We start from the raw sequence: 17,551 nt of genomic DNA, 5'->3' as shown, positions 1-17,551 counted from the left end.
GTGCTGTTCTCCCCCCGCCCACACAAAGGAGATATGGAGAGATGAGAACCCTGATCCAGAGTCTCTAATTTTTTTTCAGTCTAATTACAATTCAATCCAGTAAAGCAACTGCCCCATTACGCCGTACTGGTCTTTTTCAAACGACCCGTCTTCGGTTTCGAAGAAACGCTCGTCCGAATGATCCCATCTGAATTCCGCTCTGGCTTCAAAATTATCCAGATACCTGTTATCGGCGATAAGACCTTTAAACGGTTTGAAAGACAGGGTCGGCGTAACCTCAAACAGCTGTTGCTCGAGCCCGGTCCTGAATCCGTCCGGATCGTCGAAGTACTCGCCTCTGACAGCCAGTGTGACAGCCGGATGAAGATCAAGCACTACGTAGCCTGCTATACCCCACCAGGAAACGCCTTCATCGTTGCCCAGCTCGTCGAATATAACGTCTTGCTGCCAGCCGAAGTCGGCATCCACGATGAAAGTGACCTTATCCATCAGAGTCAGTGTGCCTACAGCGGTAATAAGCTCGCGCCATCCGTTGCCTCCGAATCCGAAGTCATCTGGCTCCCTTCCGAAGTATCCGGTTACGCCCAGCCATGCGTCACTAATGGCTCCGCCCGAATAACTGAACGCTATCTGACTCTCAATCGTCGCGTTGTCGTTGAGATCCTTGACCTGGTCCCATCCGTTGTTAAGCCCTGCCGTCAGTGTTAACGGCCCCGCAGTGTAGTCGGCCCTTATACCGGTGTGAGTAAACGGTATGGCGAATCCGAACAGGATAGAGCGCGTGATGTTGGGGTTGTCCTTGGCCTCTATAACCTCGTATCCCGCAAGCGTTACGAATTTACCTGCATAGAAGTTGATCCCGTTTCCGACAGGAGCTAAAAACTGGAGGTACGCCTGATAAGGGTCAACCACGTCGCTCTCGAGTCCGTTTGAAGCAAGGAGCGGCGCCTGTTCCCCGAACAGGATGTCCGCCCTGAATCCCAGGAGGTCCATGATTCCGCCCTCCATGCTGGGGGTCTTTGAGACAGAGACGGTAAACGCGTTTATCGCGAACTGCTCGTTATCAGGATAGAGCGACCTTAGCTGAAGGTCATTCGTCGAGCCGCGGTCAAACACGTACTGGTATGTCGTATCGACATAAAAACCCAGATCTACGGAATCGAAGAATTTAAACAGACCGTCATATTTCAAATCCTTGTCTTCCTGTTTTGTGATGAATTCTTCCATTTTCATCTGGTTAGCGGCTTTGTCAGCCTCAAGCTGCTCGATTTTTCTCATGAGCTCTTCGTTCTGCTGACGATTCTGCTCAATCATCTGTTTTAACTCCTGTATCTGTGACTCACTGCTCTGGGCAAATGACGTCACGGAACCGAAGGGCGATAAAACAGTCAGTACGGCTAAAACAATCATTAACCTTTTCATTTCTGACTTATCCTCCTTTTCATTGTTTTATCAAACATTGTTTCTGACTCCGCCGTCCCCCGGACGTGAGTGCCGGAGGGACAGCGTCCCGAATTCATTTTTTTACTTACGACTTCTGCTCGCTTTCGGTGAGTACTCCGGCTCCTGACGGCTCCTCTTTCTCATACATAGTCATTGTAGAACCGCCTCCCTCGGCAATCTGTTGAAAATCAGGATATGCCATCATTCCATGCTCTCCGAGATCAAGTCCTTCCATCTCCTCTTCTTGAGAGACCCGCAGTCCCATGGACACCTTGATTAGAAGGAAAAGTATCAGTGCGCATACAACGGTGAACACACCGTATGCGGCTACACCGATGAGCTGTGTGATAAAGCTGTGCTCAGGGTTAGTGCTGAATATGCCAACTGCCAGAGTACCCCAGATACCGCATACAAGGTGAACCGAGATAGCACCGACCGGGTCGTCTATTTTTACAACTTTGTCAAAGAAAAGCACCGATGCGACTACAATCAGGCCCGCAATAAGCCCTATGATTACCGCGCTCAGGGGAGTCATAACGTCGGCTCCCGCCGTGATTCCCACAAGACCCGCAAGCGAACCGTTCAGGATCATCGAGAGATCGGGCTTCTTGAACACTATCCAGGAAAGAATCATCGCGCCTATTACACCGGCGGCGGCGGCGAGAGATGTGGTTACGAAAACAAGCGATACCGGACCGGGGTCGGCGGACAAAACCGAACCGCCGTTAAACCCGTACCATCCGAACCACAGCATGAAAACGCCGACTGTCGCAAGCGGCAGGCTGTGACCGGGTATTGCTTTTATTCCGGATTTAGTGTACTTGCCGAGTCTCGGCCCGAGCAGCATCGCCCCTATCAGAGCCCCCCAGCCGCCTACGCTGTGAACAAGGGTCGAGCCGGCAAAATCATAGAAACCCATACCGTCCAGCCAGCCGCCTCCCCACTTCCAAGAGCCTGCAATCGTGTAAACAATCGCTACAAAAATTGTGGAAAACACAAGGAAACTGCTGAGCTTTATTCTTTCTGCAACGGCTCCCGAAACAATTGTGGCGGCAGTGGCGGCGAACATAGCCTGGAATATAAAGTCAGTCCAGTAGGTATAGCCTCCGTCCGCATACTCTATAAGACCGGCGGCGCCTTCAGGCGACGCGATACCGAACCCCGCGAATCCGAAAAAGCCGTTGAATTCGCCGGGATACATAAGATTAAAACCCACGAGCGCGTAAGTGAGAATCCCCAGCGAAATGATAGAGACATTCTTGAATAAAATGTTTACGGTATTTTTTGCGCGCGTAAGCCCGGATTCGAGCGTCGCGAATCCCAGGTGCATAATGAAGACGAGAAACGTCGCAACTAGCATCCAGACGTTATTTGCAGTAAATATTGCATCTGCAGCCGTAGGCCCCGCATCCTCCTGTGCGTAAGCCGCGACCGAACTCATAACTAATATTGTAAAAAGGGGTAAGAGGCTTTTAATTATTCCCATGCCCCTGAATGCACACCAAAACTTTTTCATCTCAAAGTCCTCCTTTGGAAGGGTGTTGAAACCAGAATATTTTCTATATGACAGGTGCAAGAGACATGCCAAGCACACGGGGCGAAAACAGCCTTTCCAAATTCAGGCATTTATGCCTGATATCATTGAATTATCTTGAAAGCGTTAAATAAACGGGAACCGCTCCGAAGACAACCGGAGATGCCTAGTAATTAAGCACGGAAGATTGATTTTCAAGCATTTTGATGCTTCGGACAAACCAGCGAGTCATGCATGCCGGATATTATCAGAGGGCTGAAAAGATCACCTGAATAATATGAATGTACAGATAGCCGGAACTGCGTTAATGCCCCGTCTATTCCGGCGGGGATGGTGGTCCCTAAAAAACCGGAGCCTGTTATTCTATTTCGAGCACCTTTCCCCTCGTTTCGGGAAGGGTCAATACAACGACCGCGGCTGCAACCGCGAATACGGACACAGTAGTCAACCCGGTCGCGAAGCCGTACTTCCCCACCAGATAACCTATCATCGGGGGGGCAATGGCTGACACGCCCCGGCCGACATTGTAACAGAAGCCCTGGGCAGTTCCTCTCGCCCTTGTAGGGAATATCTCTGAGAATATCGCGCCGAAGCCGGAATAAAATCCCGTGCCGAAAAATCCTATGAACGGCCCTAATATGAGTACCTCGCGAAGTGTGGTGGCGTGGCCGAAGAACCAGACGAGCACCGCCATTATAAGAAGGTAAGCTACAAAGACGGGCCTTCTCCCAAGCCTGTCGCTTATAAAACCGAATGTGTTGCAACCTATAAAAGCGCCGATGTTTATAGGGATAATCCAGATAAAGCCTTTCGTGTTCAAACCGACGCCCTTTTCGCTTGCGAGAAATTGAGGAAGCCAGAAGTAAAGACCCCAGTAAGCTATCATACAGAGGCTCGTAAGGAGCGTTGCCGTGATGGTGTATCTGATCAGGTCGGGCCTGAATATCTGGGTCAGTGTAAAACCCTGTCCCTTCTCGCTCAATTGTCCCCCTTTTCTGAGCTCCTTCGTTTTTTCCCAGACCTCGGGCTCATCAAGATGCCTCCTTATATAAAAAACCAGGAAAGCCGGCAATACGCCGACGAGGAAAAGGAGCCTCCAGCCAAGGTCAAGACCGTCAAGTGTAATGCCTATTACGGGGATGGTATAACTTACGCCTTCTTTAAAATTAGGGATAATCAAAGTAGCCAGAACCGCAGCCAGGATATAACCTATGCCCCAGCCGCTCTGCACCATACCGATAACCTTGCCTCTGTGCTCCCTGGGCCACTTCTCCGCAACGAGCACCTCGCCCGAGGCCCATTCCCCGCCCATGCCCAGTCCCAGAAACAAACGGCAGACAAGGAGAAAAGCCACATTGGGAGAAAATGCGCTGAGTCCCGTAAATGCCGAGTATAGTAGTATGCTGTACGTAAGCGCTCTTACTCTTCCTATATAATCCGAAATAATGCCGAACGCCGCGCCGCCGAAAGCGGACGCAAAGAGGGTTACCGAGAAAAGCGCGCCGACCCAGGCTTCGGAGAGGTTAAACACATGCCCTATCGAGCCTACCGCGAAAGCAAAGAGCAGGAGGTCCATCGCGTCGAGCGTCCATCCCAGGAATGCCGCAAGAAAGGCCTTCCACTGATCGGAGTCAATATCATGAACCCAGTTGAACAGCCCCTGTTTTGAAACGCTAACACCTGACGTGTCGTTACTCATGGACCGGCCTCCCAATGCCCGAGACTTATTACATTTTTTCCATCCTACTAAATTTCACTATTTATGTCAATCCCGCAACCCCTGCCGGGGCTGCGGGTATTCATGCGGTATTTTCAAACTACGCACGTACTAATAATGTACTGCAACTCCCGTGACTTTTCATCCCCGCTTTTTTTCTTGACTAAAACAGGCCTGAGCGTTAAATTGTTAGAAACATGAACAGCAAGAGTTTATACATAGAAACCTACGGCTGCCAGATGAACGAGTACGACTCTGACAGAATCCGAAACGCGATCGACGCAGTTGAGACAGATAGGGCCGAGAAGGCCGATATTATTATCATCAACACATGCGCCATACGGGATAAAGCCGATCAGAAGGCGTTTAGCAGCCTCGGAAGATTTAAACACCTCAAAGCCAGAAACCCCGATCTTATAGTAGGCATCTCCGGCTGCGTCGCCCAGCTCTACGGAGACAAGCTCCTTCAAAGAATGCCTCATCTCGATTTTGTTCTCGGTCCAAGGGCGATTCCAAGGCTCCCTGAAATCATCGGCAGAATACGCTCCGAGAAACTGAGGCCTGTTGAAACGTCATACGACATCGAAGAAATCTTCGACGTGGAGCCGCATCATCAAGAAGGGAAGGTAACAGCATTCGTTTCCGTGCAGCAAGGGTGCAACAAGAGATGCTCATACTGCATCGTTCCCCATGTCAGGGGGAACGAGGTAAACAGACCGCTCGACGATATTCTTAAAGAAACGGAAAATCTCGTGGGCAAGGGCGCGCGCGAGGTAACGTTTATCGGACAGACTGTAAACTCGTGGAAAGAAAACGGCTACAAATTCGGGGACCTCCTGAGGGCCGCCGCCGAAATAGATGACCTTGAAAGAATACGCTTCACGACATCCTACCCGAGAGACATAACCAGAAAAATGATAGACGCCTTAAAAGGCGTCCCTAAGGTATGCCGGCACATGCATCTGCCGGTTCAGTCAGGCTCCAACAGGGTGCTCGGCATGATGAAAAGAACATATACAAAGGAATGGTATTCCGATACGGTGAAAAGACTGAGAGACGCAGTACCGGACATGGCCCTTTCAACAGACATAATCGTCGCATACCCCGGGGAGACGGACCGGGATTTCCAGGACACCATGACCCTGCTCGAAGAAGTAGAATTCGACAGCGCTTTTTCATTCAAGTTCTCACCCCGTCCCGGCACGCCCGCCGCGGAGTGCCCGGAGGAAGAGATTATAGATGAAGAGAAGGCCGGTCGGAGATTAACCGCGCTTCAGAGCTTTCAGCGTGACATTACCATCAAAAAAAACTGTGAACGGGTAGGACTGGTTGAGCACGTCCTGGTCGAGGGAACGAGCAAAAACAATCCCGACTTTTTAACAGGCAGAACCACTCACAACAGGATCACGCACTTCCCCGGCACAAAAGAGCTTACAGGGCAGATTATGAAAGTGAGAATCACCGAAGGCCTCTCAAATTCGCTTAGGGGGGAACTGGCGGTATAATTAATAAGGAGGTGAAATATGTTTCTTCTAATGAAGGTATCCGGTATAGCGCTTGATCCGTTTACGAATACGCCGATCGTTATATTAAAGGATAATATAAACGAAAAAACACTTCCTATCTGGATCGGTTTTATGGAGGCAAGCTCAATTGCAATGGAGCTCGAAAAAACTCCCAGGATAAGACCCATCACGCATGATCTGGTTAAAAATCTGATTGAGAAATTAAAGTTTGTCGTTACAAAAATAGAAGTAACCGACCTTCAGAACGATACCTTTTACGCCCGCATTTATCTTAAGAGAGACAGTGAAGAGTACTCCCTCGATTCAAGACCAAGCGATGCAATAGCTATAGCGTTGAGGACGGACTCCCCTATTTTCGTAAATGAGGACGTGCTCGAAAAATCCAAGAAAATAGAGATAGATGAAGACAAGGAAAAGTTAGCCGAGCTTCTGGAAAACATGTCGGAGGGTGATTTCGGCAAGTACAAAATGTGAAAAAGGAATTATCCTGTCCGGTCAGGCAGGGTCCGGTCAAAGCTCCCGCGCCTCTTCTATGAGCTCCTCATCTTCTTCCCCGCCGCCGCCGTCATCAAGCTCGTGTTTAGCCAGCCTGTATCTGAAAGAGCGAAGGGTTATGCCCAGAAGCCTCGCGGCTTCGGTCTTATTCCCGTTGGTGGTTCTGAGAGCCTTCTCTATCATTTTCTTTTCCACATCGCCTAAAAGCACGTCCAGGTTGGAATTCGAGGAAAAGCTCGTATCAAGATCCAGATAATCTCTCCCGGCGACCAGCTGCGGCAGCGTCTCCTGCCTTATGACGTTAGAAGATTCAAGGGCTACGCACCTCGCTATAATGTTCTCAAGCTCCCTTACATTGCCCGGGTAATGATAATTCTCCAGCACCTCAAGCGCCTTTGGTGAAATCCCCCGTATGTCCTTTTCCATCTCGCGCGAGTATTTGTTAATGAAGTGTATGGCAAGAGGAGACACATCTATTCTCCTTTCGCGAAGGGGGGGCAAAACAATTTTTATTACGTTCAAACGGTAAAACAGGTCTTCCCTGAATTTCCCGTTCGAGACCTCTTCCTCCACCTTTTTGTTCGTCGCGGCAATTATGCGGATATCAACGCTCGCCGACTCCGTAGAGCCGAGCGGCCTTATCTTTTTTTCCTCGATTACCCTGAGAAGCTTTACCTGAAGGTGAAGCGGGAGATCCCCTATCTCATCGAGAAATATGGTTCCGTTGTTTGCCTCTTCGAACAAACCCTTTTTGTCCCTTGAAGCGCCCGTGAAAGCTCCCTTGATGTATCCGAACAGCTCGCTTTCCATGAGCTGCTCGGGTATGGCTCCGCAGTTTACGGGGACAAAAGGATTATCGTGCCTTGACCCGCTGTAATGAATAGCCCGCGCCACAAGCTCTTTCCCCGTTCCGCTCTCCCCGGTAATCAGCACATTTACGTTGAGCTCGGCGACCCTTTTTATCAATTCGAATACCTTTACGATTGAAGGGCTTCTGCCGATAATATTTCCGAAACCGTATTGAGTCTCAAGCTCCTTTCTCAATCTCGTATTTTCACGCTCGAGCTTCTTCTTCTCGAGCGCCTTTTTTATAACAAGCTTAATTTCATCTATCTTAAAAGGCTTAGTTATATAGTCGTAAGCGCCCAGTTTCATTGCCTCTATCGCCGTTTCGTGGGAAGCGTAGGCCGTGATCATTATCACAGTCGTCTCGGAGCTCTTCTCATTGATTTTTTTAAGAACCTCTATTCCGTTCAACACGGGCATTTGAATATCGACAATTGCCAGATCATATAGATTTTCGTCTACTTTATCCAGGGCCTCAGGCCCATCGGCCGCGGTATCGACTGTATAGCCGTCCTTCCGGAGCATAATTTCGAGAAACTCCCTCATGCCAGGCTCATCGTCAACAACGATAATCCTGTTGTCATTCTGCTCCATTTATAACCTCCGGCAGTTGTTCAGTGCTTGACATCAGCAGGCACCTCTTCGTATCTGGGCAAAGTTATTACGAAAGTCGCTCCCTTTCCTTCGGAGCTAACCACGTCAATCTTTCCATTATAACCTTCAATAACTTTTTGTACAATTGCCAGCCCGAGTCCGGTACCGACCTCTTTAGTGGTAAAAAACGGATCGAAAATCCTGGAAATAAAATTCTCGTCAATCCCCTTTCCTTCATCCGATATTTCAACCACTATATTATCGTCATCGAACCGGGATTTGATTAAAATCAGACCTCCTATCGGCATCGCGTCAACAGAATTCAGGAGCAGATTCCATACCGCCTGCTTCAGGCGGTACGAGTCGGCCTGGACGTATATGCCGTTCTGGACTTCGTTCAGGATTTGAATGTTTTTTCTTCCGATGGTTTTCGCGAACGATTCCACCGTGTCGGATACGATGCTTCCCAGATCAACGAAAGAGTTTAGTTTCTGAATCGGCATGGTCAGTATCAGAAAATCCTCCACCAGCAGATTTAATCTGTCGACTTCACGGGACGCCATTTTAATAAGACGGAGATTTTCTTCAGTCGGTTTAACGTCACTGCTAAGGATCTCCACAGCTCCGCTGATTGCCGAAAGAGGATTCCTGAGCTCATGGGCCAAACCCGCGGCAAGCTGGCCCAGAAGAGCCATCTTTTCGGTGGTTCTGAGTTTTTTCTCAAGCTCTTTAACCTCAGTCAGATCCTGAAATATTATTATGTAGCCCTGTGTCTCATTGTCAGTGGCTTTGAGATCGGACGAAGAAAAACCCAGAGTAAGCTTTTTCCCGTCAGGGCTTTTATAGAGCATCTGCTCCCTTTTTTTGGAAATAAGCTCCTCCATATGAAAACCGGACATAATATTGCTGAGGTCCTTTCCTAAGAGCTTCTCTTCAATTCCTATGCCGAGAATCTCGAGAGCGGTTTTATTCACCGAGATGACCTTCCCATCAAGGTCCAGAGTGATAACTCCGCTTGTCAAACTCTGAAGTATATTCTCGTGAAGGTTTTGAAGTATCCGAAGGCTTCTCTCGCTTTCACCGAGCTCCTCGCCGGCCCTTCGAAATCTCTCGGAAAGATACCCCGCGAGAACGGCGACCAGCAGAAATCCGGTCAGGTGAAAATAGCTCGAAACGAGCCCGATTTCTCCCCACACCGAAACCGAGCTCAGCATGCCCTGTTCCAACCCGGGAGGGGCCTCGAGCCGTATTTGATAAAAAACTATTAAGAGGTAAATCAGGCCCGATCCAAGCGCAGTCAGGTAACTCGCTGCCTTGGTAAGCATGATGCTTGAATAAATAATTATGAGAACATAGAGGAAGAGGAAGGGGCTCGTTCTCCCCCCTGTGACAAAGATAACGGCCGATGCCAGGACCATATCGAAGAAAATCTGTGTTATCTTGAACTTTACGGGCTGACGCTGGAAATAGGGCTGCAGAAGAAGGTAAAGAAGGCTCAGAAAGTAGATAAGCGCCACTATGACCGCAAGATAAAAGGCCTCTTTTCTCTCGCCCTTTCCGTAGTATATAACCGCGCCCGAGCCGAGCACAAGTGTCGTAATTACTATCCTTAAAACTATGTAACTCTTGAAGCCCGAATCGGCCCCTTGAAGAATTTTCATATCAGAATAAAAACTATAAACCTTCGGTCAGATTGTTGCAATATCGCTCCGGCGCGGAAACGCGGATTTAATCGTTGAGTTTGACATCAATTATTTTCGACAGCTCTTTTATCCGCCGCATCTTCACCTTCATCAGGAGAGGGCTGATATAAGCTTGAACATCGGCAGGTACATTGATACAACGATTACGCCTACGGTGGCGCCGAGAAAGGTAATCATTATCGGCTCGAGTGCGGACAGGAGAGATGCAACGGCTATATCGACTTCTTCCTCATAAAAATCCGCGATCTTGTTGAGCATATCCTCAAGGGCGCCCGTCTGCTCACCCACCGATATCATTTGAACCACCATAGGAGGGAACAACTTGGGTCTGGCCGCGAGCGGCTCCGCAACGGTCTGACCTTCGCTTACGGCTTTTCTCGCCTGGAATATGGCCTCTTCGGTTATCATGTTCCCCGAAGCCCTGGCCGTAATTTCAAGACCGTCGAGTATGGATATACCCCCTGCCGTGAGGGTTGCGAGCGTGCGGCAGAACCTCGAAATAACGGTCTTCTGTATCAAAGGTCCTATGAGAAACATCTTGAGCAGAAACGCATCAAAGAGTCTGCGCACCCCTTTGGACTTTCTGTAAAGCAAGCCGATAAGGAATGAAATGACTCCGATTGCGATCAGGATATAGAGAATATTGTGTCTTGTGAAAGAGCTGATATCCACAACCACCTGGGTCAACGCCGGAAGGGTTGTGCCCATGTCCTTGAACATTTCAGCAAAGACAGGAACAACGAATATTATTACTATGGCCAGTACCAGCACGGCCACACTTATAACGATTGCGGGGTAAATGAGAGCCCCTTTAATCTTCCTCTTGATTGAATCCATCTTTTCCAGATATGTAGCCAGCCTCTGAAGGATCACATCGAGCACACCGCCTGTCTCTCCGGCCTTGATTAACTGAGTGTACAAATTGCTGAACACCTTCGGGTGCTTTGCAAGGGAATCGGCGAAAGTGGAGCCTGCCTCCACATCTTCTTTGACCTTCGTTATAATCTCCTTGAATTTCTTGTTAGGGTGCTGAGCGGCTATTATGTCCAGCCCTCTGACCAGCGGCAGTCCGGCGTCAATCATCGTAGATAACTGCCTTGTGAATACAACCAGGTCTCTGGTCGTGACGGAGCCGAAAGAAAAGCTCAATTTAAGGAATCCGCCCTTTTCCTTTATCCTGTTGGGGATCGGCTGAATCTGCATCTGCCTCAGCCTTGCGAGCACTGCGGATTTGCTAGGTGCCTCCATTTCACCCTTCTTCAGGGTGCCCTCTGCTCTTCCGTGCCAAACAAATACCGGCATTACAAACTCCTCCCTTCTTTAACTATTACGACAGTGATTCCCCGCTCATGCATCCCGAGACCGGACCTCACTGCCTCACCGCCCGTTCCCTGGCATCGCCGGAAGGAGAGCGTTCGGATATAATCCTCTTCATTTCCTCGGGCTCCTGTGATTTGGATATCGCATCTTCGTAAGTAATGAGTTTTCTCAGATATAAATCAGCAAGGCTCTGATTAAGGGTCTGCATCTTCCATTTTTCCTGACCGATTTGCTGTTGAGAATAAATCTGATGCACCTTATCCTCACGAATAAGATTTCTAATAGCGGGATTGGGAACAAGGACTTCCACCCCGAGCACCCTGCCGCCTCCGATTTTAGGAATCAGGTTCTGGCAAAGAATGCCCTCCAGTACGAACGATAACTGCGCCCTTACCTGAGACTGCTCGTGAGGCGGAAAGACGTCGATCACACGGTTTATTGTCTGAACGGCTGTATTAGTATGGAGTGTGGCGAGTGTCAGGTGACCCGTCTCCGAGAGAGTAAGCGCTACTTTAATCGTTTCCAGGTCCCTCATCTCGCCTATGAGGACAACGTCCGGGTCTTCACGCAGAATGCTCCTAAGGGCGTTCGTGAAGCCCTTCGTATCACTGCCGACTTCTCTCTGGTTTACTATGCAATTTTTATGCTTGAATATGTATTCGATGGGGTCTTCGATAGTTATGATGTGCTCATGGCGCTCCTGATTGACCTGATCGACAACGCTGGCGAGCGTCGTGGTTTTACCCGAGCCCGTTGGCCCCGTAATCAAAATCAATCCTCTGGGTTTTCTGGCTAACTCCGCCAGAACGGGCGGGAGTCCGAGCTCCTGATAGGACTTAAGCACAAAAGGGAGAAGCCTGAAAGCCCCCGCGACCGCGCCTCTCTGGGTATAAATATTGCCGCGGAAACGTCCGAGATTTTCCTTGCCGAAAGAAAAATCGAGCTCCCAATTCTCCTCGAATCTGTGCTTCTGCACATCCGTAAGCACGCTGTAGCACACCTCCTTCGTCTCGGGAGGTGTAAGAGGCGGATGCTTGACCGGAACCAGCTTGCCGTCGATTCTGAGCATAGGAGCCACGCCCGCAGTGATATGCAGGTCAGACGCCCCGTTATCAACCATCAGCTTTAAAAGATTGTCAATAGCTATTCCCATAAGTCTGGCTCCCGTTAATCGTCCGCTGCGGTATTTCTTACAACTTCCTCGATTGTGGTAAGTCCCTGCTTCAACTTGTCGAGCGCGCTCTTCCTCAAGGTCCTCATCCCCTGCCTTATCGCCTCGCGCTTAATTTCAAGAGCGGAAGCGCCGCTCAGTATAAATTCCTTCAGCTCTTCGTTTATATCCATTGCCTCAAATACGGCAAGCCTGCCCCTGTAGCCCGTGCCGGAGCAAGCCTTGCAGCCCTCGCCCTCGCCTTTATAAATTATGTAGTCCGAGACTTCTTTCGGAGAAACTCCGAGATCGATTAACACCTGAGGGGCGACTTCCTGCTCGCGCTTGCACTCGGGACAAATCACCCTTACAAGACGCTGCGCCACTATGCAGTTGAGAGAAGCGGTAACGAGGAAGGGTTCAACCCCCATGTTAAGGAGCCTGGTTATCGTTGAGGGCGCGTCGTTGGTATGAAGGGTCGAAAGCACAAGGTGGCCGGTTAGCGCGGATTTTATCGCAATCTCCGCCGTCTCATAGTCTCTTACCTCTCCGACCAATATTACATCGGGATCCTGCCTTAAAAATGCCCTGAGACAAGCGGCGAAGCTAAGCCCGATCTCTTCGTGCACCTGTACCTGATTTACACCCGGAAGGCTGTACTCCACCGGGTCTTCCGCCGTCGATATGTTTACGTCCGCCCGGTTTAAATCCATCAAGCTCGAATAAAGCGTCGTGGTTTTACCGCTACCGGTGGGGCCCGTAATCAAAACCATTCCGTAGGGTTGGTAAATTGAGTCCCTGAAAACCTTGAGCTGATCGTCGTGGAAACCCAGCTTCGTCAAGTCCAGCTTCAGGGAATCCTTATCAAGAATTCTCATTACGACTTTTTCCCCGAACAGCGTAGGCGCTACCGATACCCGGTATTCCATTGCCTTATTATTGGGAAGCTTTACCTTGATACGGCCGTCCTGCGGAAGCCTCCTTTCGGCTATATCAAGGTTGGACATTACCTTTATCCTGGAAGAAACTGCATTCTTCAGCTTCAGCGGCGGGTGCATGAAATCGTACAGAACGCCGTCGATCCTGTACCGGACCCGCATCTCTTTCTCATAGGGCTCAATATGTATGTCGCTTGCGCCCTTTCGTATCGAATCCATTAGCAGGTGATTGACAAGCTTTATTACCGGAGCCTCTTCGGACGCCTTCTCCAGATCATTAATATCCACGTCTTCTTCACCGCTTATTTCTATCATGAAGTCGTCCAGGTCTCCGAGCAGTCTGTCCACCGCTGCGGTGCTCTCCTGGGCTTTCCGGGCGTCTTCCCACTCCTGCTGGGAGCCGTAAAATCTCTCTATCGCGTTTCTGACGGATCTCTCCGATGTTACGACTACCTCGATGTTGTATCCTGTCGCAAATTTGAGATCATCGACCGCAAAAATATTAGAGGGATCGGACATCGCCACCACAAGTGTCGAGTTCGTTTTATTAATAGGTATGAGTTTATGCTTTGTGGCTGTTTCTCTGGATATGGATTTAAGGATGTCCCCGGATATGTTGAACTGGTCCAGATTAATGGCGGGCACACCGTACTGCTTACTCAGGTACGCCACAAGCTGATGCTCGTCTATGTACCCCAGGTTGAGAAGCGTTTCTCCAAGCCTCTTTCCGGTCTGCTTCTGCTCCTGTATCGCAGTTTTTAACTGATCAAGGTTTATTACATCTTCCTTGATCAAAATATCTCCCATCTGTGCGCTGACTCGCTGTTCTTTCATGTTCTCTTCTTGAGACCCGTGGTTTTCGATTTACCGCCTAAGCCATTGGCACATTTCCGGTCACACCCATCTCAGCAATGCCTGCTTAAATTGTTTTTCGGACGATCAAACCGGTAGAGAACAATCAGACAGGATAGTAAATAGTCGGCATATCCGTTAAGCGGGTAGCCCTGCCGCCGTATCCCGTGCCGGAGTCAAAACTGACGCCGGGTAGATTTAGGCCAGAAACTTTGCGCCCTATCCTTTCAAATAGTTTGCCCTTTTCCGTTTAAAGTCCTTAAACAATTTATACTGTTATTCCCCTTAGTAGTCAATTTATTTCAATTACGCAGAGTATAAATTGTGCAAATTGTATGCCATATGGTGTTCCCGACATCTCACCCCCTAAGTCATTATAATTACAATATTTTATTAAAAATGAGGCGTAACCTTCAGTTATTACTGGCGTTTTAAGTTGACGAATATTGTATAAATGGGACTAAAATTGTCATCATGCCCGGCTTGATTCAGAACAGGAAATATAAACACCCGAATTCACTGTGGGAATTGCTAAAGCCTTGTTGAGCGCGCCCGCTGTCTACTCCGTGCCGCGGCTACGAGGCGGAAAATAAGAGGATTAATAAACGGTGGAATTTATTCAGGTAGAATATCGGTCATGTCGGACAGAATCACAGTAGCGGGCGGCGGGCTCGCGGGCACTGAAGCCGCCCACCAAATTACAAAATTCGGCGTGAAGGTGAGGCTTATCGAAATGAGGCCCCACCGCGTTTCCCCCGCGCATAACTCGGGGGATCTCGGGGAGCTCGTATGCAGCAACTCGCTTAAATCCGACTCCCTTGATAACGCGAGCGGAATTCTGAAAGAGGAGATGAGACGGCTGGGCTCCCTTATAATCGAGGCGGCGGATAAAAACAGTGTCCCCGCAGGAAAGGCGCTTGCCGTCGACAGGATTAAATTCGCCCGGTATATAACCGAGAAGATTGAAGAAAACCCTCTCATCGAGTTACGGAGGGAAGAACTAACGGATATCCCCTCAAATCCGGATAACCCTTTCATAATCGCCACCGGACCCCTCACCTCGGACACGCTGTCAGAGAAAATAGCGGAGTTATCCGATTCGTCTCACTTGTATTTTTACGACGCCATATCTCCGATAATTGACGGAGATTCGATTGACTGCTCGAAGGTTTACCGGGCTTCGAGATATGAGGACGGCGAGGGAGATTACCTGAATTGTCCCCTTAACAGAGAGGAGTACTACCGTCTGATAGACGAAATCATGAACGCCGGAAAGATCGAAACGAGGGATTTCGAGAAGGGAATATATTTTGAAAGCTGCCTCCCTGTAGAAGTTATAGCCGAACGCGGAAGGGATACGCTAAGATTCGGGCCCGCAAGACCCGTGGGGCTGAAGGATCCCCGCACGGGTAATACCCCTTTTGCGGTGGTTCAATTGAGGTCCGAGGACAGGGAGGGCTCCATGTACAACATGGTCGGATTTCAGACCAAGCTCACATATCCCGAGCAAAGGAGGGTGTTCAGAATGATTCCCGGTCTCGAGAAAGCTGAGTTCATGAGGCTCGGAAGCGTGCACAGAAATACTTATATCAATTCACCCGCTCTGCTCAGACCCACGCTTCAGACCCTCGGGCATGACAGGATATTCTTCGCGGGGCAGATAGTGGGGGTTGAGGGATACGCCGAGTCCGCGGCGACGGGGATAATCGCGGGCATAAACGCGGCCAGAATCCGCCTTGACAGAGAACCCGTCGTACCCCCTCCGGAGACCTCCATAGGCTCGCTGCTCAATTACATTACGGATCAAAACATCAAAAATTTTCAGCCTATGAACATTAACTTCGGTCTTTTTCCGCCCCCGTCCGGGCGAATAAGAAAAGCGGAGAAGAAAAAGATTATAGCCCGGAGAGCCCTTGACCTGATCTCAGGTTTTGAGCCCTTTTTATTATCAAATCCGGCCATGAACACCCGATAGGGAGGAGGATACGAAAATTGATTTTTTTCGGCCGGGCCCGTACATCCCTTTCAATTGAAACGCGTCATGAATTCCGCTTGACAATTAGTAAAAATTGGTCTAATTTTTAACTGATGCTTCAGAACAGAGCCGAGGTAAATTTACCGGATAAAATATATTTCAGAATTGGCGAGGTCAGCGATTTCACCGGGATCAAACCTTACGTGTTAAGATATTGGGAGAGTGAATTCGAGGAAATCAACCCTATCAGAAGGAAGTCCCAGAGGCTTTACGACAGGGAAGCCATACATACTATCATGAGAATCAAGAATATGCTTTACGAGCAGAACTTCACTATAGCCGGGGCTAAAAAGAAGCTCAAAGAAGAAGCCAGTCAGAAACGGGTCAGCACCAAGGTAAATGTTCTGCTGCACGAGATCCTGGGCGAATTAAAATCCATAAAGCAAAACCTGGGATAAATAGTCCGCATTTCCTTATTTCTCTTTGAATTTTTCAAAAAGTACTTATACGGGGTGTAGCGCAGCTTGGTAGCGCATCGGTCTGGGGGACCGGAGGTCGCCGGTTCAAGTCCGGCCACCCCGACCATAAATTTTACCAATATCCTCAATAATATTGCCTCCAATACTTGCCCGCGAGAGTTATTTGTGTATTTTCTAAGGGGTTGGTTTACAACCCCTTTTCAAACCGAATATAGATAATGTCAGCAACGATTCTTATTTCTAACGATGACGGTATAAACTCAGAGGGGCTTCACAAGCTGCATGAAACCCTGAAGGCGCTCGGCGAGGTCGTAGTGGTGGCGCCCGACCGCGATCAAAGCGCGGTGAGCCATTCGCTCAGCCTGTACCGGCCGCTGAGGATCGAGAGAGTATCGGACTCTGTGTACACGGTTGACGGAACCCCTACCGACTGCATAAACCTCGCGGTAAACGGCATAATGAAGGATCAAAAGCCAGATCTGATCGTATCGGGCATTAACAAGGGGGAAAACCTGGGGGACGATATTACATATTCCGGAACCGTTAGCGCCGCCATGGAGGGAGCTCTGCTGGGCGTGCCCTCGATAGCGGTTTCTCTCGCGGGCAAAAATAATTTCAAATTCGATGCCGCTTCATATTATTCAGAATCAGTCTCGAAATTCGTTTTGGAAACGGCGCTGCCCAAGGACACTATACTGAACGTGAATATCCCCGGTCTCCAACGGGATGAGATAAAGGGCATAAAGGTAACGAGGCAGGGCAAGCGTGTATACGGAGAGCCGATAGTTGAAAAAATCGATCCGAGGGGAAAGAAATACTACTGGATTGGAGGGGATGAACTCGGATTTCTGGATATTGAAAACTCGGACATAGCGGCGGTCAGGGACGGATACGTTTCGGTTACCCCCATAAGCCTGGATCTTACGAACTACGGTTTTCTCCAAAAATTGAGGGAAGACCTCCTGAGGAGTTTATGAGT

Annotated in this window: 13 protein-coding genes, 1 tRNA gene and 1 riboswitch; of the genes, 6 read left to right on the top strand and 8 right to left on the bottom strand. The window is 49.3% G+C overall.

Going from position 1 to position 17,551, the window contains the following annotated elements:
• Positions 1-84: 84 nt before the first annotated feature.
• The 3 genes from RIG61_01955 to RIG61_01945 all read right to left on the bottom strand — a co-directional run bounded on the left by RIG61_01955 (position 85) and on the right by RIG61_01945 (position 4,676).
• On the bottom strand, positions 85-1,422 hold the full coding sequence (locus RIG61_01955) for an outer membrane beta-barrel protein (protein ID MEQ9617920.1): 1,338 nt from the start codon (positions 1,420-1,422) through the stop codon (positions 85-87).
• Positions 1,423-1,528: 106 nt separating this feature from the next.
• On the bottom strand, positions 1,529-2,884 hold the full coding sequence (locus tag RIG61_01950; protein ID MEQ9617919.1) for an ammonium transporter: 1,356 nt from the start codon (positions 2,882-2,884) through the stop codon (positions 1,529-1,531).
• 451 nt (positions 2,885-3,335) lie between these two features.
• Positions 3,336-4,676, bottom strand: a complete 1,341-nt coding sequence (locus RIG61_01945) for an MFS transporter (protein ID MEQ9617918.1) — start codon at positions 4,674-4,676, stop codon at positions 3,336-3,338.
• A gap of 215 nt (positions 4,677-4,891) precedes the next feature.
• Here RIG61_01945 and miaB point away from each other — a divergent pair, with 215 nt between their 5' ends.
• Both miaB and RIG61_01935 read left to right on the top strand, forming a co-directional pair.
• Positions 4,892-6,199 (top strand): tRNA (N6-isopentenyl adenosine(37)-C2)-methylthiotransferase MiaB, encoded by a 1,308-nt coding sequence (gene miaB, locus RIG61_01940; protein ID MEQ9617917.1) that lies wholly within the window; start codon positions 4,892-4,894, stop codon positions 6,197-6,199.
• 18 nt (positions 6,200-6,217) lie between these two features.
• The gene (locus RIG61_01935) at positions 6,218-6,694 is read left to right on the top strand and encodes a bifunctional nuclease family protein (GenBank protein ID MEQ9617916.1); all 477 of its coding nucleotides are present in this window, start codon (positions 6,218-6,220) and stop codon (positions 6,692-6,694) included.
• Between the two features lie 36 nt (positions 6,695-6,730).
• Here RIG61_01935 and RIG61_01930 read toward each other — a convergent pair whose 3' ends face one another.
• The 5 genes from RIG61_01930 to pilB all read right to left on the bottom strand — a co-directional run bounded on the left by RIG61_01930 (position 6,731) and on the right by pilB (position 14,100).
• On the bottom strand, positions 6,731-8,155 hold the full coding sequence (locus RIG61_01930; protein ID MEQ9617915.1) for a sigma-54 dependent transcriptional regulator: 1,425 nt from the start codon (positions 8,153-8,155) through the stop codon (positions 6,731-6,733).
• 20 nt (positions 8,156-8,175) lie between these two features.
• Positions 8,176-9,816 carry an ATP-binding protein gene (locus RIG61_01925; protein ID MEQ9617914.1) on the bottom strand — a complete coding sequence of 547 codons (1,641 nt, stop codon included), beginning with the start codon at positions 9,814-9,816 and terminating at the stop codon, positions 8,176-8,178.
• A gap of 132 nt (positions 9,817-9,948) precedes the next feature.
• Entirely contained in the window at positions 9,949-11,160 is a 1,212-nt protein-coding gene (locus RIG61_01920) for a type II secretion system F family protein (GenBank protein ID MEQ9617913.1), read from the bottom strand.
• 67 nt (positions 11,161-11,227) lie between these two features.
• Positions 11,228-12,331, bottom strand: coding sequence for a type IV pilus twitching motility protein PilT (locus RIG61_01915; protein MEQ9617912.1), 1,104 nt, complete (start codon positions 12,329-12,331; stop codon positions 11,228-11,230).
• Between the two features lie 14 nt (positions 12,332-12,345).
• On the bottom strand, positions 12,346-14,100 hold the full coding sequence (pilB, locus tag RIG61_01910; protein ID MEQ9617911.1) for a type IV-A pilus assembly ATPase PilB: 1,755 nt from the start codon (positions 14,098-14,100) through the stop codon (positions 12,346-12,348).
• A 160-nt stretch (positions 14,101-14,260) separates the two neighbouring features.
• A riboswitch (cyclic di-GMP riboswitch) is annotated at positions 14,261-14,369 on the bottom strand.
• A 386-nt stretch (positions 14,370-14,755) separates the two neighbouring features.
• Here pilB and trmFO point away from each other — a divergent pair.
• The 4 genes from trmFO (at position 14,756) to surE (ending at position 17,549) form a co-directional block, all read left to right on the top strand.
• Complete coding sequence (gene trmFO / locus RIG61_01905) at positions 14,756-16,093, top strand: methylenetetrahydrofolate--tRNA-(uracil(54)-C(5))-methyltransferase (FADH(2)-oxidizing) TrmFO (protein MEQ9617910.1); 1,338 nt, start codon at positions 14,756-14,758, stop codon at positions 16,091-16,093.
• Positions 16,094-16,206: 113 nt separating this feature from the next.
• Entirely contained in the window at positions 16,207-16,551 is a 345-nt protein-coding gene (locus tag RIG61_01900) for a MerR family transcriptional regulator (GenBank protein MEQ9617909.1), read from the top strand.
• A gap of 50 nt (positions 16,552-16,601) precedes the next feature.
• Positions 16,602-16,678: transfer RNA gene (locus tag RIG61_01895), tRNA-Pro, on the top strand.
• 112 nt (positions 16,679-16,790) lie between these two features.
• A complete protein-coding gene (gene surE / locus RIG61_01890; protein ID MEQ9617908.1) occupies positions 16,791-17,549 on the top strand; it encodes a 5'/3'-nucleotidase SurE in 759 nt (252 codons plus the stop codon).
• Positions 17,550-17,551 lie beyond the last annotated feature (2 nt).

The organism is Deltaproteobacteria bacterium (assembly GCA_040223695.1).
Lineage (GTDB): Bacteria > Desulfobacterota_D > UBA1144 > Nemesobacterales > UBA2774 > JAVKFU01.
Note: the sequence above shows the minus strand (reverse complement) of the source record. Positions and strands in the feature narration are given on the sequence as shown.